The 20,164-nt window shown below is 62.1% G+C and carries 20 protein-coding genes; 6 read left to right on the top strand and 14 right to left on the bottom strand.

Features of this window, described 5'->3' with window-relative positions:
* Positions 1–62 precede the first annotated feature (62 nt).
* A complete protein-coding gene (locus EU811_RS03670) occupies positions 63–575 on the top strand; it encodes a VOC family protein (RefSeq protein WP_142937162.1) in 513 nt (170 codons plus the stop codon).
* A gap of 33 nt (positions 576–608) precedes the next feature.
* Here EU811_RS03670 and EU811_RS03675 read toward each other — a convergent pair whose 3' ends face one another.
* From EU811_RS03675 to EU811_RS03715, 8 genes are all read right to left on the bottom strand, one after another.
* A complete protein-coding gene (locus EU811_RS03675) occupies positions 609–968 on the bottom strand; it encodes a VOC family protein (RefSeq protein ID WP_142937163.1) in 360 nt (119 codons plus the stop codon).
* A 3-nt stretch (positions 969–971) separates the two neighbouring features.
* On the bottom strand, positions 972–1,232 hold the full coding sequence (locus EU811_RS03680) for a DUF4235 domain-containing protein (protein ID WP_142937164.1): 261 nt from the start codon (positions 1,230–1,232) through the stop codon (positions 972–974).
* 104 nt (positions 1,233–1,336) lie between these two features.
* Positions 1,337–1,513, bottom strand: a complete 177-nt coding sequence (locus EU811_RS03685; protein ID WP_035760998.1) for a CsbD family protein — start codon at positions 1,511–1,513, stop codon at positions 1,337–1,339.
* A gap of 90 nt (positions 1,514–1,603) precedes the next feature.
* The gene (dhaM, locus tag EU811_RS03690) at positions 1,604–2,296 is read right to left on the bottom strand and encodes a dihydroxyacetone kinase phosphoryl donor subunit DhaM (RefSeq protein ID WP_142937165.1); all 693 of its coding nucleotides are present in this window, start codon (positions 2,294–2,296) and stop codon (positions 1,604–1,606) included.
* On the bottom strand, positions 2,293–2,955 hold the full coding sequence (gene dhaL, locus EU811_RS03695) for a dihydroxyacetone kinase subunit DhaL (protein WP_142937166.1): 663 nt from the start codon (positions 2,953–2,955) through the stop codon (positions 2,293–2,295). Before dhaL ends, dhaM begins: the two co-directional genes overlap by 4 nt.
* A gap of 2 nt (positions 2,956–2,957) precedes the next feature.
* A complete protein-coding gene (gene dhaK, locus EU811_RS03700; protein ID WP_142937167.1) occupies positions 2,958–3,959 on the bottom strand; it encodes a dihydroxyacetone kinase subunit DhaK in 1,002 nt (333 codons plus the stop codon).
* Positions 3,960–4,335: 376 nt separating this feature from the next.
* Positions 4,336–5,784 carry an FAD-binding oxidoreductase gene (locus tag EU811_RS03710; RefSeq protein ID WP_142937169.1) on the bottom strand — a complete coding sequence of 483 codons (1,449 nt, stop codon included), beginning with the start codon at positions 5,782–5,784 and terminating at the stop codon, positions 4,336–4,338.
* A 169-nt stretch (positions 5,785–5,953) separates the two neighbouring features.
* Positions 5,954–6,463 (bottom strand): amino-acid N-acetyltransferase, encoded by a 510-nt coding sequence (locus tag EU811_RS03715; RefSeq protein WP_142937170.1) that lies wholly within the window; start codon positions 6,461–6,463, stop codon positions 5,954–5,956.
* A gap of 147 nt (positions 6,464–6,610) precedes the next feature.
* On the opposite strand from EU811_RS03715, the gene EU811_RS03720 reads away from it, so the two are divergent.
* Positions 6,611–7,477, top strand: coding sequence for a hypothetical protein (locus tag EU811_RS03720; RefSeq protein ID WP_142937171.1), 867 nt, complete (start codon positions 6,611–6,613; stop codon positions 7,475–7,477).
* Between the two features lie 51 nt (positions 7,478–7,528).
* On the opposite strand, the gene EU811_RS03725 is transcribed toward EU811_RS03720, so the two are convergent.
* From EU811_RS03725 to lysS, 6 genes are all read right to left on the bottom strand, one after another.
* A complete protein-coding gene (locus EU811_RS03725) occupies positions 7,529–9,631 on the bottom strand; it encodes a S9 family peptidase (RefSeq protein WP_187697074.1) in 2,103 nt (700 codons plus the stop codon).
* Positions 9,632–9,760: 129 nt separating this feature from the next.
* Entirely contained in the window at positions 9,761–10,978 is a 1,218-nt protein-coding gene (locus EU811_RS03730) for a glycosyltransferase (protein ID WP_142937173.1), read from the bottom strand.
* Between the two features lie 167 nt (positions 10,979–11,145).
* Positions 11,146–13,638: an ATP-dependent Clp protease ATP-binding subunit gene (locus tag EU811_RS03735; protein ID WP_026541632.1), complete on the bottom strand. Its 2,493-nt coding sequence runs from the start codon at positions 13,636–13,638 to the stop codon at positions 11,146–11,148.
* Positions 13,639–14,001: 363 nt separating this feature from the next.
* Positions 14,002–14,328, bottom strand: a complete 327-nt coding sequence (locus EU811_RS03740; RefSeq protein WP_014920382.1) for a histone-like nucleoid-structuring protein Lsr2 — start codon at positions 14,326–14,328, stop codon at positions 14,002–14,004.
* Between the two features lie 128 nt (positions 14,329–14,456).
* Complete coding sequence (locus tag EU811_RS23745) at positions 14,457–14,630, bottom strand: hypothetical protein (RefSeq protein WP_011772935.1); 174 nt, start codon at positions 14,628–14,630, stop codon at positions 14,457–14,459.
* Between the two features lie 2 nt (positions 14,631–14,632).
* The gene (lysS, locus tag EU811_RS03745) at positions 14,633–16,162 is read right to left on the bottom strand and encodes a lysine--tRNA ligase (protein ID WP_142937174.1); all 1,530 of its coding nucleotides are present in this window, start codon (positions 16,160–16,162) and stop codon (positions 14,633–14,635) included.
* 75 nt (positions 16,163–16,237) lie between these two features.
* Here lysS and EU811_RS03750 point away from each other — a divergent pair, with 75 nt between their 5' ends.
* The 4 genes from EU811_RS03750 (at position 16,238) to EU811_RS03765 (ending at position 19,991) form a co-directional block, all read left to right on the top strand.
* Positions 16,238–17,149: an alpha/beta fold hydrolase gene (locus tag EU811_RS03750; protein ID WP_142937175.1), complete on the top strand. Its 912-nt coding sequence runs from the start codon at positions 16,238–16,240 to the stop codon at positions 17,147–17,149.
* Positions 17,150–17,158: 9 nt separating this feature from the next.
* Positions 17,159–18,013 carry an alpha/beta fold hydrolase gene (locus EU811_RS03755; RefSeq protein ID WP_142937176.1) on the top strand — a complete coding sequence of 285 codons (855 nt, stop codon included), beginning with the start codon at positions 17,159–17,161 and terminating at the stop codon, positions 18,011–18,013.
* Positions 18,014–18,084: 71 nt separating this feature from the next.
* The gene (locus EU811_RS03760; protein ID WP_142937177.1) at positions 18,085–18,918 is read left to right on the top strand and encodes an alpha/beta fold hydrolase; all 834 of its coding nucleotides are present in this window, start codon (positions 18,085–18,087) and stop codon (positions 18,916–18,918) included.
* Between the two features lie 179 nt (positions 18,919–19,097).
* Positions 19,098–19,991 (top strand): glucose 1-dehydrogenase, encoded by an 894-nt coding sequence (locus tag EU811_RS03765; protein WP_142937178.1) that lies wholly within the window; start codon positions 19,098–19,100, stop codon positions 19,989–19,991.
* Positions 19,992–20,164 lie beyond the last annotated feature (173 nt).

Consider the following 20,164-nt stretch of genomic DNA (forward strand, 5'->3'; position numbering starts at 1 on the left):
AGGATCAAAGCTGTCGCAAATCTCCAAGCGCAACAGGGCAAGGTGCCCGTAGCGTCATAACCATGACAGATACCACAAGCACAGAGTCCATCACAGCAGCCCACGGCGAGCACACCACACATGGCATCCCGATCGGCCTGACAAGCCTGACGCCGTTCCTCTCGGTGCCCAACGCCAAGGAAGCCATTGCGTTCTACCGTGATGTGTTCGGGGCCAGGGTTGTGGGCGAGACCGAGATGGGAGGGGTGGTTGTCCACGCCGAACTCGACTTCGGCAACGGCCACCTTCAACTCGGCGAGCCCAACCCGGAATACCATCTGGTGCCGGCGCCAAGCGGCGAGGACGATTGCTACTCCCTCGGCCTGTATTGCCAGGACGCGGACGGACTGGTCAAGAAGGCCGAACATGCTGGGGCAACTATCCGCGAGCCGCTGTCCACGTTCGTCTCAGGTGACCGTTACGCGAGCATTCGCGATCCGTTCGGCGTGCGCTGGTCCATCATGACGCGGGTTGAGGATATCTCGGAGGAAGAGAGCAACCGCCGCGTTGATGAGTGGGCCGCCCAGCAGGGCTGAACTCACTAAGAGGCCATGCCCGGCGGGCTTCCGTTACGTGAGGCAGAGGCAGAATGGATGCCCGGCCGGGTCAAGGAGCACCCTGAACGTTTCTCCTGGCTGGTGGTCAGCCTTGCTCGCACCAAGGGACAGGGCAACTTCCTCGCCCTTGTCCAAATCCTCCACGATCATGTCCAGGTGCATTTGCTGCGGGATGGTCTGGCCGGGCCATTTGGGCGCCTGGTACACCTCCACTTGTTGGAAGGAGATGCAGTTGCTGCCGTCGCTGGGTCGGATATCAAACCAGTCACCTTTGTCCTCCACTTCCCAGCCGAAGAGCTCGCCGTAAAAGGCGGCCAAGGCGCCGGCATCAGGACAATCGATAACCACACTCGGGTATTTAGCTATAGCCATGTGTTAAACCTCGTCAGCAGTTTTCTTCATGCGGGCAATGGCACTCTTGGTGCCGCGCTGGGTGAGAACGTGAACTATTGCGCCCACGCCTGCGGAAACAACGGCGAACACAAGCACGCCCGGTAGTGAATCGTTGAGGTCCGTGCTGTCTTTGGGGGCAGGTTTGCCGGTCTTCTTCTCCCAGAGGCCTTCGAGCGTTTTGTTTGCGAGCGTGCCAGCTCCAAGGCCAATTGCCAGGCCAAACACTTTTACCAGTATGTTCACCAAGATCCTCCATAAGATAGGGCGCCGCCAAGCGACGTCTCACACAACAACCGCCTCAGAAACAAGGCAGGGCCGCTGCAATTGCAGCGGCCCTGCCTGGATTCTTAATCCTTCTTGAAGGCATCTTTCAGCTTCTCGCCGGCACCTTTGAGGTCGGCTTTCGTCTGGTCGCCCTTGCCTTCGGCTTCCAGACGCTCGTTGTCCGTCAGCTTTCCGGCAGCTTCCTTAGCCTTGCCGCCCAGCTTCTCGCCAGCGTTCTCCATCTTGTCGTCAGCACCCATGTTTCGTACCTCTTCCTTGTAGTGAACCTGTACCTCTACAACATCACTAATCAGTGTACTTAGCAATATTTCGGAGAAAATTGTCAGAACCTAGAGTTCTCCAAACCCTTCCTCCACAAGCCGCCCCACGTACTCCACGGCCTTCGAGGCGTCCTTGCCGATCGCTTCAACGCGCAGGGTGGAACCCTTGCCGGCGGCCAATGCCATGAGCGCCATGATGGACATGCCATCAACGCCGTTGACCGTCACCTCCACATCCAGCCCGGACAGCCCGCCGGCGATTTTAGCCGCCGGCCTGGCATGCATTCCCAAGGGATTGATGAGCTCGAATTCACCGCTTGCATCCGGCTCATCCTTGACATCAGGGGCCTCCGGGCCCGCATCACCTGCGGGCGTGTTGCCGAACGCCACAGCTTCGGCTGCTTTGCGGACATCCTCGACGCCGGCACCTCCCTGAGCGGCGACGGCCGCAGCAACGAGCCCCTCAACCAGCGGCGCATCGGCGAGGAGGACAGCATCGGGATCGCTGGCGAACTCCACCGCTGACTCGGCTGTCATCACAGCAGAACCAAGATCGGTCAGCACCACCACGCCGTCGCCCCCGGAATCAACCAGGGACTGCTCGACGGCGGCCAGCACCTTCTCCAGGCTGGTTCCGATTCGATCGTCGTCAGTTCCCCCGGCGGCGGCGAGTTCGACGTCGGGTGCCATCTGCGCGGCGAGTTCCACCGCACCCTCAGCAATCTTGCTGCTGTGCGACACCACCACAATCCCCACGGTCATACGGCGTCGGTTCCTGTATCGCCAGTGGAACCGGCGGCAGCTGCTGCGGCCGCGCGGAGGAGCAGCGCGGTGGAAGCGGCGCCGGGGTCGCGATGGCCTTCACTGCGCTCCCCCAGGTAGCTGGCCCGCCCCTTGCGTGCCACCAAAGGATCGGTGGCCACGGCCCCGGTTTCGGCAGCGTCCGCAGCCGCTTCCAGAACCGCCAGCACGCTTGCACCGCTCGCGGCCGCCTTTTGGGCAGCTTCAACCGCCGGCGTCCAGGCGTCGATCATTGTCTTGTCGCCGAGCTCGGCTTTGCCCCGGGCCACCACGCCATCACGGGCGGCCACGAGGGCTGCGGCTAACGCCTCCGCTTCAATGTCGTTCGCGTCCCCCAGGGAGGTTGCTGCCCGCAGATACGCCGTGCCGTAAAGCGGTCCGGCAGCTCCGCCCACCTTGGACATGAGCGCCATCGCTGCAGCCTTCAACGCCGCTCCGGGAGTCTCGGGCGAGGTCTCGTCGAGCTTCTGCAGCACAGCTTGGAATCCCCGGTCCATGTTCTCGCCGTGGTCCGAGTCGCCGATCGCCCGGTCCAGCTCAATGAGCTCAACCCGATGTTCGTCCATGGCTTTAGCGGAGAGTTTCAACCATTCCAGCGCCCACTGAACGTCCAAACCCATGCTCAGGCTCCCCACCGCAGGGCTGCAGTGTGGACGGGCGCGTCCCACAGCCTGGTCAGCTCGTCATCGAGGCGCAGCACGGACACTGAGCACCCTTGCATCTCCAGGGAGGTCACGTAGTTCCCCACCAGCGAGCGCTCCACGGTGGCGCCGCGCTCGGCCAGAACTTGGGCAGCGCGTCGGTACACGATGTACAACTCGCTCTGCGGGGTGCCGCCCATGCCATTGACGAAGAGCAGTACCTTCTCGCCTGACGCGAGGGCCAGGTCCTCCAGCACAGGCTCCAGGAGGCGGTCCGTGATGGCGTCAGCACTTTCCATCGCAATCTTGTGCCGTCCAGGTTCGCCATGAATGCCGATGCCGATCTCAATCTCATTCTCCGCGAGTTCAAAACTCGGCGTACCAGCGTGCGGAACCGTGCAGCCGGACAGGGCAACACCCATGGTCCGCACATTGGCCACTACGCGCTCAGCGATGGCGGTGACAGCGTCAAGGTCGTCGCCTCGCTGGGCGGATGCGCCGGCGATTTTCTCCACCAGGACCGTTCCACCAACCCCGCGCCTGCCAGCCGTGTACAGCGAGTCTTCCACCGCGACGTCGTCGTTGACCAACACTGAACGGACACGTACGCCTTCAGCCTGCGCCATTTCGGCGGCCGTTTCGAAATTCAGGACATCGCCGGTGTAGTTCTTCACAATATGGACGACGCCGGCGCCTGAGTCCACGGCGACGGTTGCCGGGATGATTTGGTCGGGTGTGGGCGAGGTGAAAACTGCGCCGGGGACCGCGGCGTCCAACATGCCGAGGCCTACGAAGCCCGCGTGCAGGGGCTCGTGACCACTGCCGCCACCGGAGACCAGGGCTACTTTGCCCGCTACGGGAGCGCCTTTCCGGACGACGTATTTGGGGTCGGGATGGACGTCCACGATGTCGGCATGGGCCATGCCGAAACCTTCAACGGACTCGTCCACCACGGCGCGTGGATCATTAATGAGCTTTTTCATGTGATGCTCCTGGGCGTGCTGTGGCTGGTGCTCTGACCCTACTACCGGGGGCTGTTGGCACGGTAGGCCTGAAGCGCCGGTTGTGCATAAATAGCGCTAGGACCACCCTCTTAATGACCGGAAGGGACAGCCCCCAATGACTATCCCTTCCGGTGATGCTGCTTTTCGGTCCGCTAATCCTCGGCCGCTTGGGTTGTCACCGCCTCGGGTTTACTTCCGGCCTGATACTCGGGCCAGAAGGCGGAGTACAGATCAGGGTTCGAGTGGCCCGCGTCCTGCCAAGAGGTTTCGTGGGGCCATGATCCGTAAGGCATATCGATCTGGAATGCGGAGAAATCGGGGAACGTGACCCTGGGGTCCATTGTTCGCATCCCCCTTAGCTATTCAGGACGGCGTCGCCGCCGGTAGAGACAACGTCCTGCAGCAGCACCGTCTGATCGATGACCGGAAGCCCTACAACGTGACCGAAGCTGAACATATTCTTCGGATCCAGCTCCGCTTTCGCCTTCCTGAGCCGTTCGCGTGCACCGGGCAGCCACGGCCTTTCCCTGTCCTCAGCATCCACAAAGTGGCCGTGCAGATTCACGAACGTCCCCGCATTGGCAGCCGGACGAAGGTCTTCATGAACCGAGTTAAAGACTGTTGGCAGGATGTCCAGGACCGGCGGGACAGCAATGGCTCCCATAAAGAAGCTGAACGCTGCGTCACGGCCACCCACAATGTCTTCTCCGTCCGCACTCTTTGCCAGGGCGCCGCCTAGGAGCCGCAGTTCCGCCAACAACACAGGACTGTCCACCCCGGGACCAAAGTGCCGCAACAGGGCATCTTCGGTTTGTTCGTCCAGACGATCCAGCAGGAAGCCATGCTCCCGCACAGGCACCGGCTGGTCCGGGTCCTGGTGAATGGTGTCGAATTGGGTGGGGCTCAAAGGCCCGGTGGCGTCCATCATAAAGGGTGCGCAAGTGCGCATTGGCTCCAGGACTTCCGAGGCGGTTGCCGGATCACCTTGATAGGCGTAGCGGAGATGGATGACGAACTTTCCACGCAGTGGCTCCGGAATCATTTCCATCTCCGGGAGGCGCAGGAACGCCATGGACGCTGATGCCTCCACCGGCAGCGAAGGCACCCACTCCCGGAATGCCCGCAGGACCTCAGGCGCATATCCGCCGTCGAAGTACAACCCGCCGGCGTAAAGATCGTCCGCCGGGAAGAGATGGAATTCCATGGCCGTGACGATGCCAAGGTTTCCTTTGCCGCCACGGAGAAGGTAGAACAACTCCGGGTTCTCGTCTTTGGTCACCCGGCGCTGCGTGCCGTCGGCGGTGACGAGTTCAAAGGCAATGACGTGATCTGAGGCGAAACCATATTTGCGGCCCAGGATGGGCAGGCCGCCGCCCAGGGTGTAGCCCACCACCCCAACGTCGGTAGTGGAACCGCAGAGGCCCATCAAACCGAAGGTCGCGGCGAGATCCACCACGGCCTTCCAACGGACGCCCGCACCAACGCGGGCAGTTTTCTCGATGGGGTCAATGCTCAGCTCCAGCATCCGGCGGGTGCTGATGAGCAGGCCGCCCTCAATGGCATTGGTGGCGCCGTGACCGGTGGACTGGACGGAGACGGGCATACCGCGCTCAGCCGCCCAGCGAACAGCCGCGGAAACGTCCTCAGCATCGAGGGCGCCGAAGGCAAGATCAGGTTGGTGCTGTGTAGAGAGGTTGAAAGCCGCTACTTCGGGAGCGAACCCCGGATCGGCAGGCGTGAACACGGGGCCGTGCACGCTGAGTTGGAGTTCTGAAACATCTGAAAAGGACGCGTGGGACTGCATGATCTTCTCTCAATTGACCGATGTGGTGGAAGCTTCCCCAGCAAGCCACCATCAGTTTATCCATCAAGTGGATATAAGAGAAGGGAAAATAAATCACGCATAATCGGGCAGGCCTGAGCCACTTGGCCTTGGTGGCGGAAATTAAACCGCAAGAGTGCTGCGGCGGGTGTTAGAGCTGCTTGATCATGCGCGTGTTGCCCAGGGTGTTGGGCTTTACGCGGGCAAGGTCAAGGAACTCGGCAACGCCTTCGTCATGCGAGCGCAGCAGCTCCGAGTACACCTGCGGATCAACCACGGACTGGTCAGCCATGACTTCGAATCCGTGACGCTTGAAGAAGTCCACCTCGAACGTCAGGCAGAACACGCGGCTCACGCCCAGGGCTCGCGCCTCTTCCAGAAGGTTCTCCACAAGGACGTGACCCACTCCGCGCCCGCGCCAGGAGTCGGCTGCGGCAAGGGTGCGGATTTCCGCCAAGTCTTCCCACATGACGTGCAGGGCCCCGCAGCCGATCACTTCGCCATCGTCGGATTCAGCAATCCGAAATTCCTGGAGGCTCTCGTAGTACGCCACAGTCTCCTTGGCCATGAGGATCCGCTCCTCGGCCAAGGGGGCCACAAGCCTCTTGATAGCCGCCACATCGCTGGTGCGGGCAGGACGAAGGCTAAAGGTCGGATTCACTCCCCCATCCTAACGAGGCAAACAGGTCCCGGCCGCGCACACAGCACCACATGGTTCGCGAACGGATGATCCGGAGTCCGGTCGTCGGACAGGACGCCAGGGAGGAACTAGTCTCAAGTGGTGCCACCCAACTGGAAAGGTATTGAGATGAAGAAGGCCGTTCTCACTCTGGAGGGCACCCTCAGCGATGTTGTCGCCGTCTCGGAAGCGGCAGCGAAGGCCATTGCCGTAAATGACAGGGTTCGGCAGCGGCTGTACCGCGAGTTGCATAGGCTGCACGAGCGTCGTGGTGCATTAGCAAAAGCCCCCGACATTACGAGGGGACGAAAGCGAATCCTGTGGCAGGCATTGTGGGGCTTCCTCCTCAGCGCCGGCTTGTCGGCCGCACTGACAGCAGCCGTGATGTTCGGTCCTTCAGATCGCAAGAGCACCTATATCACCGCGGAGCAGGCAGCTTCGGTAGCCTCCCCTGCCGCGGTGATCGGAATCGTTCTCCTGGCAGTTGCACTCTTCCTCCCGGTGCCCGCAAGGCCGGCAGCACGATACGGAACCGTGTGCACACTGATTGTGGGACTTTTCGTCGTCGGCCTCGTGACCTTCAGGGCTGCCACGGGCGTCGCCGATGATCGAGGATTTGATACCGGGCAGGTCGCACCGTGGCTCATCAAGATGACGCTGACACTTGCACTCCTGGCCCTCCTCGCTTGGCGCCTGAACCGCAAACGATTGCTGGAACTCCAGCGGGACCTCAGTCCCGCAGCTCGCAAAGAGGCGATGCGAAACTTACGGTCGGCGGCTGAACACCTTGCGGCAACGTCGGTTGAACATTGGGACCGAGGAGCCAGCGGCTCGGTATCAGCGGCATGGAAGGCACAACTGAAGCAGCTGGAGCAACAAGGGACACCCTCGCATGTCATCGCTCAGGCACAAGCGATCGGGCCGATCGCATGGCTTGCCCGGTTTGTCTACGGCGGCGATTTCAACGGGGACCTGCGCAGAATCCTGTCCCGATAACACCAAGACAAACGGTAGCGGCGGCCAATGAGGGTTCCCGCGTCACCGGATCTACACTCCCAGCTCCTCCGGCAAAGGAACGTCCTCGCCCAGCACCTGCTTGGCCAGGAAGCTCTCAACCACTCCGTACCAAACCTTCGCGTGCTGAGGCTGCAGGATCCAGTGGTTCTCGTCGGGGAAGTACAGGAAGCGGTGCGGGCTTTGGCCGTTCTCATCGGCCGGCAGCTGGGATGAGGACAGTAGCTCGTACCAGAGGCGGAGGCCTTCGCCGATGGGAACGCGATAATCCTTGTCACCGTGGATGACCAGCATGGGAGTGTTGATATTGCCCACGTTCCGGTGCGGCGAGTTTTCCATCGCCATTTCCACGGTCATTTCCTTGAGCCAGTACTGGGCGGCGTCGGTGGTGGGGCCGAATTGGTCCAGTGCCCACAGGCTGGCGTGGGTGACGATTGCCTTGAAGCGGTCGGTCTGCCCGGCAACCCAGTTGGCCATGTATCCGCCGAAGGACCCGCCCATTGCCGCGGTCCGCGATTCGTCAACGTCCGGGCGGGCAGCCACGGCGTCCGTAATGGCCATGAGGTCCGTGAAGGGCTTCTTTCCCCATTCGCCCCACCCGCGCTGGATGAACTCCTGGCCGTAGCCGGTGGACAGGGCGGGGTCGGGAAGGAGGACGGCATAGCCCTTGGCTACAAGCAGCCACGGGTTCCAGCGCCACGTCCAGGCATTCCACGAACCCAATGGCCCGCCGTGGATCCACAGCAGGAGCGGTGCCGGGTTGTCCCTGGACGCGCTCTCAGGGAGCGCCAGGTATGCAGGAATACGGGAGCCATCTTCGGCAGTCGTTTCCACGCGCTCCAACTTGCCCTTGAAAACCGGCCGCTCCGCCGGCGCCTGCAACCGGACCACCTCACCGGTGGAGAGATTAATCCGTACAGCCTCGGCGGGGAACTCGTACGAGCTTCGGAGCGCATACGCCGTGGTTCCGTCCGGGGAAACCACGACGTCGGAATAGGCGGAGGCGTCTTCCGTCACCCGAGTGACTGCTCCATCCGCGACGCTGATCCGGAAAACCGGCGACGCGCCGTCGTCGTCCGCTGTTACCAGCACGGCGCTGCCGTCGGGGAGCCAGGCGACGGGGTTGGCCCAGCGGTCCCATTGGTGCGCGAGCGGCTCCAAGTCGGTGGTCTCGCCGCCGGCGACGTTGAGCAGGTGGAGTTTCACTTGGGGAGCCTGCGCGGGTGTTGTGTCGCTCTCGCTCTGCACCACCAATGTCCGGTTGTCCGGGCTCACCGGACCGGGGAAGTAGCTCATTCCCGGGTGGTCCAGCAGGACCTTGACGGTCCCGGTCGCGACGTCGACGGCGGCAAGCACCTCGCGGCTGTCAGCCTTCGCGAGCGCTTTGGTCATGCTGGTGTAGATGGTCTTGCCGTCCGGGCTCACCACTGTCTTGGCTTCGCGCAGCGATCCGCCGACCCCGGGTGTCAGGTTCCGGAGGCGCAGCGGCGTTGACGCATCCACGGTGGACGGCTTGCCGGGGGCTTCTTCTTCACCCTGCTCCACCGCGAAGATCCGCGGCTCGGCCGGACCGAGGTCGGCATCCCAGTAGCGGACCGGGTAGCCGCTGTGCAGAATGGCCGAGACCTTGTTGTCCTTGCGGGCTTTGCGTCGTTCCTCGTCGTTCTCCTCGTCCGCGGATCCAGCCAGGACCTCAGCGTTGACGAAGGTGGCATGGGCGTCCCGGGCGGCCATGACCGAGCCAATGCCACCCGAACGTGAGTGGACCACGCGGGCCTCTCCCCCGTCCGCGGGCAGCAGCCACAGTGCATTCACGGGGTCCGCGTCGGGGCTTTCCGGATCGGGACGGGCCGAGGTGAAGTACAGGTCGCCGTTGGCAGCGAAGACGGCACCGGATTCGCCTTTTGAGCTGCGGGTGATGCGGCGCGCGTGTTTCCGGCCGCTGGGGTCCAGCTCCCAGAGCGCAGTGGCGAACTCGGTTCCTTTGCCGTTCAGCGTGGTCACGGTGGTGACCAATCGCTTGCCGTCCGGACTGAGGGTGAGGCCACCGACCCGGGGGATGGCGAGGTAGTGGTCAATGTCGTGGAACGGGGTTTCGGGCTGCTCGGCCCGTGTATGAGTGTCAGCAGAGTCCATGGTCCGATTCAACACGGATTGTGCACCAGATCACAGAGTGGTTCACTCACAGTGAAACAGTACTTTCACATATTCACCCAACTGAGTCGCAGCAGAGCGCGTTTTGAACGCTCAAAACGCGCTCTGCTGCTACTTACTTGGGAGGTCTTCCAGGGCTTCGAGCACAGGCGCGGTTCCGTCCTCCGCTGCGATGGCCGCCGCCACTTCCGCGGCGCGGTGCGCGTACGACGGCGTGCTGACGGCTTGAGTGATCGCGTCACCAAGACGCTCCGGAGTCAGCTTCTTATAGGGCATCGGCTGGGGACCCGCTCCGAGTGATGCAATGCGGGCCGCCCACAGCGGCTGGTCCGTGTAGACCGGGACGCCAATGGCAGGCACTCCCGCGCGAAAGCCGGCCGCCGTGGTTCCCGCCCCGGCGTGATGTACCACTGCCGCCATCTGCGGGAACAGCCACTCATGCGGAACGCCCCCAATGCCAATCGCATCGTCACCCAGGGCTCCGTCCGCTCCCTGTACAACAGCCCGCACTCCGGCACGGCGGGTTGCCTCGAGGATGAAAGTGGGGTCGATGTGGGCACTACTTCCAAAACCAACAAAAACGGGCGGTGGGCCGTCGGCAAGGAAGGCCACCAGGTCCGTCGGAGGCTGCCAATCCGCTCTCACGGCCGGCCACCAATATCCCGCCATCACCAGGCCCGCGTGCCAATCTGCAGGCCTCGGCAGCACTGAGGGACTGATGCCGTGAAGAATAGTGGCGTGCGCTTTACGACGACGGCGCTCACCGGCTGCGCGGCTCTGCCTGCCCAGTCCGAGCTCCTTGCGAAGGCGCGCACTGGGGCGATCGTAGGGAGCCGGGCCCGCAGCTGCGCGCTCACCAATAATCTTGTTTCCCCAAGCGCCAAGGCTTCGGGCAGAATTCATGAGCACCGGCGGGTATGCTGCACTGGGCTCCGTGGGCTGCAAATGTGCGCCTATGGCCGGAATGCCCATGGCCTCGGCGATCTCGTACGCATAGGGCGCCACTGAATTAGCCAGGATCACGTCGGCGCCGGCCTCAGCCGCAGCCAAGGTACCGGTGGCGGCGTCATCCATGTATTCAGTGAGCTTCCGCCAGAAAGTGGGCACGCCCGCGGATGACGCGTTGGCGCCGGGCGCTGGTTGCCTGATCAGTGCCTCAAGATCTCCGGGGAGCGGCCTGAACTCGCAACCCGACTCAACCACCAGAGGCGCATAGGCAGGGTTGGACGCGATGGCCACCTCATAGCCCAGGTTTTGTAGACGGTTTCCCAGCCCCGCCATGGGCGCGACATCTCCCCGAGTCCCCGGAGCCACCATGAGAACGCGCATGCGGTCCCACCTCCCTTCTTCGGAGTTTTTGTACAGATAACGCCCTTATGAAGCCACCTTATGGGCATTATCTGTACAAAAACTCGGCACGCGCCAACGCAAAAGCCCCGCCCGCTCTTTGTTGGAGCGGGCGGGGCTTAGTGCTGGTGCGCTTTGTGCTGTAGAGACTACGCGGTCGGAGCGATCTCCGGGATTCGCGGCTTGGCGTTGCCTTCGAATGTGAACTTGGCGTCGTCACCTTCGCCGTCAACGTCCACCACAACAATGTCGCCGGAGTGGAGTTCGCCGAACAGGATCTTCTCGGACAGCTGGTCCTCGATCTCGCGCTGGATGGTCCGGCGCAGAGGCCGGGCGCCCATGGCGGGATCGTAACCACGCGTGGCCAGGAGAACCTTGGCGGCGGGCGTGAGCTCGATGCCCATGTCCTTGTCCTTGAGGCGACGCTCCAAGCGGGTCACGAACAGGTCCACGATCTCGATGATCTCGTCCTGCGTCAGCTGCGGGAACACCACGACGTCGTCAACACGGTTGAGGAACTCGGGGCGGAAGTGCTGCTTGAGCTCCTCCGTCACGCGGGCCCGCATCCGGTTGTAGCCGGTCTGGGTGTCCGTACCGGACTGGAAGCCAGTGGCCACGCTCTTGGAGATATCGCGGGTACCAAGGTTGGTGGTCATGATGATCACCGTGTTCTTGAAGTCCACCACGCGGCCCTGGGAGTCGGTCAGTCGGCCGTCTTCCAGAATCTGCAAGAGAGAGTTGAAGAGGTCCGCGTGGGCCTTTTCCACTTCGTCGAACAGGACCACGGAGAACGGACGCCGGCGGACCTTCTCGGTCAGCTGGCCGCCTTCTTCGTAGCCGACATAGCCCGGAGGTGCACCGAAGAGACGCGAAACCGTGTGCTTCTCGGAGTACTCGGACATGTCCAGCGTGATGAGGGCGTCCTCTTCACCGAACAGGAACTCGGCAAGTGCCTTGGCAAGTTCGGTCTTGCCGACGCCGGTGGGCCCGGCGAAGATGAACGAGCCGCCAGGACGCTTGGGGTCCTTCAGGCCTGCACGGGTGCGGCGGATTGCCTGGGACAGGGCCTTGATTGCCTCGTCCTGGCCCACAACGCGCTTGTGCAGCTCGTCTTCCATCTTGAGCAGGCGCGAGGACTCTTCCTCGGTGAGCTTGAAGACCGGAATGCCCGTGGAGTTCGCAAGAACTTCCGCGATCAAGTCCTCGTCAACCTCGGAGATGTCGTCCATGCCGCCGGACTTCCATGTGCGTTCCTTCTCTGCGCGTTCGGCAATGAGCTTCTGCTCCTTGTCGCGCAGCGAGGCAGCACCCTCGAAGTCCTGGGCGTCGATTGCCGATTCCTTCTCCATCTTGACGTCAGCAATGCGCTCGTCCATGGCCTTGAGCTCCGGCGGAGCGGTCATACGGCGGATGCGCAGGCGTGCGCCGGCTTCATCGATGAGGTCGATCGCCTTGTCCGGAAGGAAGCGGTCCGAGATGTAACGTTCGGCCAGCTGCGCCGCCGAGGCGAGGGCGCCGTCGGTGATCGTTACGCGGTGGTGTGCCTCGTAGCGGTCACGCAGGCCCTTGAGGATCTCGATCGCGTGCGCAACAGAGGGTTCCTTGACCTGGATGGGCTGGAAACGACGCTCAAGCGCAGCGTCCTTCTCAATGTGCTTGCGGTACTCGTCAAGGGTGGTAGCACCGATGGTCTGGAGTTCACCACGGGCCAGCATCGGCTTGAGGATGGATGCAGCATCGATGGCACCCTCGGCAGCACCTGCACCAACGAGGGTGTGAATCTCGTCGATGAAGAGGATGATGTCGCCGCGGGTGCGGATTTCCTTGAGAACCTTCTTCAGGCGCTCTTCGAAGTCACCGCGGTAGCGGGAACCGGCAACCAGGGAACCGAGGTCAAGCGTGTACAGCTGCTTGTCCTTGATGGTCTCCGGGACATCGCCGCGGACGATCGCCTGGGCGAGGCCTTCGACGACGGCAGTCTTACCGACGCCGGGCTCACCGATCAGGACGGGGTTGTTCTTGGTACGGCGGGAGAGGACCTGCATGACGCGTTCCATCTCCTGCTCGCGGCCGATCACGGGATCGAGCTTGTTCTCGCGGGCAGCCTGGGTGAGGTTGCGTCCGAACTGGTCAAGCACCACCGAACCGGCAGGAGTACCTTCCGGCTGGCCCTGGCCCGAGCCGCTGCCAGCGGTCTCCTTGCCCTGGTAGCCGGAGAGCAGCTGGATAACCTGCTGGCGGACCCGGTTCAGGTCCGCCCCAAGCTTCACCAGCACCTGGGCGGCCACGCCTTCGCCTTCGCGAATGAGGCCGAGCAGGATGTGCTCAGTACCGATGTAGTTGTGGCCGAGCTGCAGTGCTTCGCGGAGGGAAAGCTCAAGCACCTTCTTGGCGCGCGGGGTGAAGGGGATGTGACCGGACGGGGCTTGCTGGCCCTGACCGATGATCTCCTGCACCTGCTCACGAACGCCATCGAGCGAAATGCTCAGGGACTCGAGCGCCTTGGCAGCAACGCCTTCACCCTCGTGGATCAGACCCAAGAGGATGTGCTCGGTACCGATGTAATTGTGGTTAAGCATCCGTGCCTCTTCTTGGGCAAGGACGACCACGCGACGGGCACGGTCCGTAAATCTCTCAAACATTTCGCCACACTCCTAGCTACGACGTACTTTGATGCTACGTGTCTGAGAAGCACTTTTGGGGCGTGTTCGCCACAGGGGAAACATGACGTGATTGCGGAATAAATCCGGCTCCAGCCCTTGACCTCGGCCAGCCGCCGGTGTCACCCTGTCGCCTTACCGGGCATCACACAGCGGCGCCGGGCCGGAAGCATTTCCGGCCGCCCTTGGCCGCGAGTTAGTTGAAACCCCATTCACGCCGGTATTCGAACCTTGCTACTCCTGGGGATTCACAGGATATTCCAAGGCTTGGGAGGGACTCCCGCAAACTTCCGCCTTAAACGCCAATGCCCCGGCAAGAGACTGCCGGGGCATTGCAGCGGATAATCAGGAATTGGCCTTTTGGTAGGCTTCCTGAATTTCAGCCTGAATACGACCGCGGCTGTTGACGGTGTAGCCGTTGTCACGGGCCCACTGGCGGATTTGCGCGGAATCCTGGTTACGTGCGGCTGTTGCACGGCCCCTGGTTGCGCGACCGGAAGAAGTCTTCCTAGCCTTTGCGACGTAGGGCTCCAACGCCTTGCGCAGCGAGGCTGCGTTGGCAGTGGACAGGTCCATCTCGTAGCTCACGCCATCGAGGCCAAAACGGACAGTTTCGTCCGCGGCGCCTTCATCCAGGTCATCGACGAGGATGATTTTTACTTTCTGTGCCATGAGGTGCCTCTCATTTGGAGGGTTGGATATTCAGAAATTCCCCGGATTCCTTTGATGATTATCGTTCACGGCAAGCATGCACGTCAAAGCGCAATTGGATTCTCTTCAGTTAGCTGAACCCAATTGAGCTATTTAGCTGCCGGCCCCTCGGAGGCAGGTCCCGAGTTTTTCAAATTCGCTTCGGCCTGCGCCTTGGCTTCCGCCTGACGTTCTGATTTGTCCGCATTGAAGATCGACTTCATGGCAAACCAGAAGATCAATCCCACCACAATGGATGGCGCCAGGACTGCGATGTACTCCATAATCAGTGACCTTCAGGCTTCAACAACGGGAACAGGATGGTTTCGCGGATACCAGCACCGGTAAACAGCATCACCAGGCGGTCAATACCCAACCCGATGCCACCCATGGGTGGTGCACCGTATTCAAGGGCCCTCAGGAAGTCCTCGTCCAGCTGCATGGCTTCCTCGTCGCCTGCAGCGGAGCGACGGGACTGCTCTGTGAGGCGCTCACGCTGGATCACGGGATCAATGAGCTCAGAGAACGCCGTTCCCCGCTCCATGCCGCCAATAATCAGGTCCCAGGCCTCAATGAGCCGGCCGTCTTCACGGTGCGGGCGAGCCAGCGGCTGGGCGGACGGCGGGTAGTCGTAAACAAATGTGGGGTTCAGCAGGGTTGGTTCCACGATCTCGCCGAACAGTTCCACAACGATCTTCTCGGCGTCCCATTTGGGGTCCACCTTGACCTCGTGCTTGGCAGCAATTGCCAGCAGTTCATCCACCGTGGTGTCCGGAGTAATTTCAATCCCCACAGCTTCGGAAATACCCGGGTACACCGAAATCCACGCCCATTCGCCGTCGAGGTTAATTTCCCCGGCGTCCGTCTGGATGGTGCGCGTCCCCACGACGTCGGCCACGTTCAGGATGATTTCCTTCATGCGCTCGGCCATGACGAACTGGTCCGCCCACGCTTCGTAGCATTCGAGGGTGGTGAATTCGGGGCTGTGCGTGGAGTCCACGCCTTCGTTGCGGAAGACCCGGCCCATGTCATAGACGCGGTCAATGCCGCCAACAACGGCGCGCTTGAGGAAGAGCTCAGTAGCGATGCGCAAGGTCATCTTCTGGTCGAAAGCGTTCATGTGCGTCTCGAACGGACGTGCGGTAGCTCCGCCGTGGACCAGCTGCAGGATGGGAGTCTCCACCTCCACGTAACCGTGGCGGTCAAGGGTGTCGCGGACCGAGCGGGTGATGGCTGCACGCTTGTAGACCATTTCGCGGGCTTCGTCGCGGACCATGAGGTCAACGTAGCGCTGGCGAACACGGGTTTCCTCATTCAGTTCCGCGTGCAGGACCGGGAGCGGACGCAAGGCCTTGGATGCCATGGACCAGGAGTCGGCCATGACAGACAGCTCGCCGCGGCGGGAAGAGATGACCTCGCCCTTGATAAAGACGTGGTCTCCAAGGTCAACAAGGGCCTTCCAGTCAGCGAGCGCTTCCTCACCAACATTGGCCAGGCTCAGCATTGCCTGGAGGCGCACCCCCTTGCCGTCCACCCCGCCCTCCTGGAGCGTGGCGAAGCACAGCTTGCCAGTGTTGCGGACGAAGACGACGCGGCCGGTGACGCCCACGGTGTCTCCCGTGGTTTCATCGGCTTCCAGGTGTGCGTACTTCTCGCGGATCTCGCTGAGGGAATGGGTCCGTTCTACACCCACCGGATAGGCCTCGGTGCCGCGCTCCATCAGCTTGGCGCGCTTCTCCATACGGATGCGCATTTGCTCGCTGGCATCGATGGGCTCTGCGGAGGTTTTCTGGGCGGGGGTGTTTGCGGAAGTCACAATCCTTAAGTTTACCGGTGATTAAGGGCCTTTACTTCCGGGGGCCCAGATCGGGGAAACGCATAGACTCAGGCTGTGGAAACGTGGACGGTTGAAACGAACGACGGCGGCGGGCAGCTTGAGGTGCACACCTTTCGGCCTGCCGATTCTGCAGGTGCTTCCCTTCCGGGTTCGAAGGCACCTGCTGAACCAGCCGGCGTCGTACTTGTTCATGGCACCTTGGTGACCGACGCCCTGTACTGGCCGTTCGCGCGGACGCTGAGCGTCATGCTGGAACGTCCGGTGCACAGTTATAACCGGCGCGGAAGGGGACATTCCACACCGCAGCCGCCCGACTATTCTGTGGGCACTGAGATCGCGGACCTTCAAACCGTCATGGAACGCACCGGCTCCACGGATGTGGTGGCACACAGCTATGGCGGATTCGTAGCACTGCAGGCCGCGCGCCAAGCCAGAATCAACAAGCTGGTGACGTACGACGCCGCCGTGTCGCTCTCAGGCAACCTCAACAGCCGGTGGCGGCCCGAGCTCGAGGAAGCTGTAACCTCCGGCCAGCTGGATCACGCTTGGGCCCATCTGGTGCAAGGACTGGGAACGGCGGGGCCGATTTCCTATCTGCCCATGGGTGCGCTGCGTGCGCTCAGTGTCCTCTCAGCCCGGACCCGGCTGGGTTTGGAGATGCGCTCCCTCCTACCCACCGCCGTCACGGAAATGCGCGCGGTACTGGACGCAGACGCCCACCTTCACGATTTCATGCAGCTCTCCACCCCTACTCTCATGCTCAGCGGTGGGTGGAGTCCGTCGTATTTCGCAGAAACCGGCCGGATTCTGGCCGGTGCCGTGCCGGCAATCACTTTCGCGGTGGTGCCGCTTCAGTTCCATGAGGGTCCGCTCCGGCCCGGGAAACGGCTCGCGTCGCGGATCGCCCGGTTCCTGTCGGGTAGTCCCGGTAGTCCCGTGGAGGACGAAACCGACAGCGCCCCCTAGGATGTTCCGGTGAGGGAACGGGACATCAAAACGCACGACGGCGGCAATCTCGCCTTGTACAGCTACGGCACGGAAGAAGCGCCCGGGGAGCGCCGTGTGGTGCTCATTGGAGGCGCATTCCTCACTGCTCTGATCTACCGTCCTTTTTCCATAGCCCTATCCAAGGGACTGGGCGAAGGCTGGGCCGTGGATGTGTACGATCGCCGCGGCCGGGGCCAGTCAAGCGAGCAACCCCACAATTACTCCATGGCGACGGAAATCGCCGATGTCCGCACCATCATGGACGCCACGGGCGCCCGTAACATCATGGGCCATAGTTTGGGCGGCGCCGTGGCGCTCAACGCGGCCCAGGCCTTCGCAGGCACGCCCCACCAGCCGGACAAACTTGCCGTGTACGACGCCGCCGTAAACATTGACGGCAGCATGGACACCGGGTGGATCAAAGGGTTCGAGGACTCCGTCAATGCCGGTGACATCAACCAGGCCATGGCAAAGATGAAGCGGGGCATGGAGGCTGGTACAGCACTTGCCCGCGTACCGGAACCCATTCTGGTCGGGCTCATGGCCGTGGTGTCACGAACCAAAGTCAACAAGCTCTTCCGCGACTTGCTGCCCACTGGCGTGGGGGAACTCAAAGCAGCCTTCGATGAGTCCGACACTCCGCGGGATTTCTCCGTCCTTCCTCCCAACACGCACTTCATGGTGGGCAAGAAGAGCCCGCAGTTCTACAAAGTGGCAGCCGCACGCCTGAACCGGGCCGTTCCAGGCAGCACCTTGGAAGTCTCGCCCAAAGGCTTTCACGGCTCTGTTCCGGCCGCGGTCAATGAATTGGTCTCCGACATCTCGGACTACTTCAAGGGTTGATCCGTTCCCTGGTTATACACATAAGGGGCGGCATGCTGCCTGCATTCAGGTCGCTCGGTTAGGCTCGAGTTATGACGCGCGACATCATCATGACCCACGACGGCGGACACCTCGAAGTACTCACCACCGGCGGTGAACTGGCAGCAGCAGGCTCCGGCGTCGTCGTCGTTCCTGCCTCAATGGTGACTGCCACTGACTACCAGCGTTTCGCTCAGAAACTCAGCGAGGCTCTAGGCCGCCCGGTTCACACGTTCAATCGCCGTGGGCGCGGGGATTCGTCCCCGCAGTCGGAGGACTACACGCTTGAAGCGGATATCCGGGACCTCCACGACGTCATGAAGCACACGTCCAGCACTGATGTGTTTGGTCACAGCTTCGGCGGCGCAGTGGCGCTGCACGCGGCCCGGACCCTTCCGGTGGAACGCCTGGCGGTGTACGACCCCGCCGTATCCGTTAACCACAGTGTCAAAGCTGATTGGACACCGGATTATGAACGCGCGACGGCGGCCGGCGACTATGATCGCGCCCTCGCCATCCTCATCAAGGGAGTTGAGACCGGCGGCGCCTTCGCCCGCATGCCCCTGTCCATGCTGACCTTGGCAAACAAACTTGCCGCCGGAACTCCATTGGGCAAGCAGATGCGTGAGCTGATGACTTGCGGTGTCCGCGAGATCAAGGCGGTCATCGCTGCGGACATGCCGGCCGAGCCGTTCGTTGAACTGCCTTTGGAGACTTTGATTGTGGTGGGCGAAAAGAGCCCCGCATACTTCGGCGTTGCGTGCGGCCAGATCCATGACATCCTTTCCGGATCCAGCTACACCATCCTGCCCGGCTCGGGGCATGACGGGCCCATCAAGGCTCCGGAAAAGCTGATCTCAGAGTTGTCAGAGTTCTTCTCGGGCTAGGGACCTTCGCTGGCATTCGGGCGGGCTCTACGTCCTTGAACCATGGTTTGGCAGAAACTTGTCCCCCGCTTAGGCTGTTAATAATAAGTCCCCTTACCTTTTAGGGGGCGTGCGTTGACCGGTTCAGATTCCCGGCAGCTGCATGACGTGTTCCAGACCTCGGCAACAGGAGGACCACCATGACTGATCAGTACACATTCCGAAACCCCGTCACGGCCTACGAAAAAATCTCGCCACCCAAACAGCACCAGCCCGAGCCCGGCCTCGATGCTGAACTGACGCCCAAAGCCGACCTGGGTGAAGAAAGCTACCGCGGAACGGGACGGCTGGAAGGCCGCAAGGCGATCGTCACCGGCGCGGACTCGGGAATTGGTGCCGCCACGGCCATCGCCTTTGCCCGGGAAGGGGCAGACGTCGTTCTTTCGTACCTGCCCGAAGAGGAAGAAGACGCAGCCCGAATTGCCGGCATCATCGAGGCCGCAGGCCGCAAGGCCGTGAAGGTGCCCGGAGACCTCAAAGACTCTGCCATGTGCCAGGAAGTGGTGGACACCGCAATTGCCGTCCTCGGCGGTGTGGACATCCTGGTCAACAACGCAGGCAAGCAAGTGGCGCAGGAAGATCTCACCGAGATCACCGACGAACAGTTCGACCACACGCAGAAGACCAACGTGTACGCCATGTTCTGGCTGACCAAGGCAGCGCTCCCCCACCTGCCTGCCGGATCCACCATCATCAACACCACATCCATCCAGGCCTACAACCCGTCACCAACGCTGGTGGACTACGCCACCACCAAGGCGAGCATCAACAACTTCACCAAGGGACTCGCGCAGCAGCTGGCGCCCAAGGGCATCCGGGTCAATGCCGTAGCACCCGGCCCTATCTGGACCCCGCTCCAGGTCAGCAGTGGTCAGCCGAAGGAAGAACTTCCGGAATTCGGGCAATCCACACCCCTGGGCCGCGCAGGCCAACCCGCCGAACTGGCTCCGGCCTACGTGTTCCTTGCCTCAGCGGAATCCAGCTACGTTGTCGGTGAAACGCTCAACGTCAACGGCGGCAGCCCCACGCCATAATTAGGGCCCGCTCACCTATTCGGCGTGCGGCTTCTTAGGGGGCGAGCTTGTTACCGCCTATTCAGGGCAGGCTCGCTCCCGGGGCGGGCTGCTCAGCCTTGTTGTGGGTGGGTTAAAGTCGAAGAGCCCCAGCCGGTGGCTGGGGCTCTTCTTAATGGTTGTCCGGCGGTGTC

Origin of the sequence: Arthrobacter sp. TS-15 (genome assembly GCF_006964045.1) — a bacterium.
Classification (GTDB): domain Bacteria; phylum Actinomycetota; class Actinomycetes; order Actinomycetales; family Micrococcaceae; genus Arthrobacter.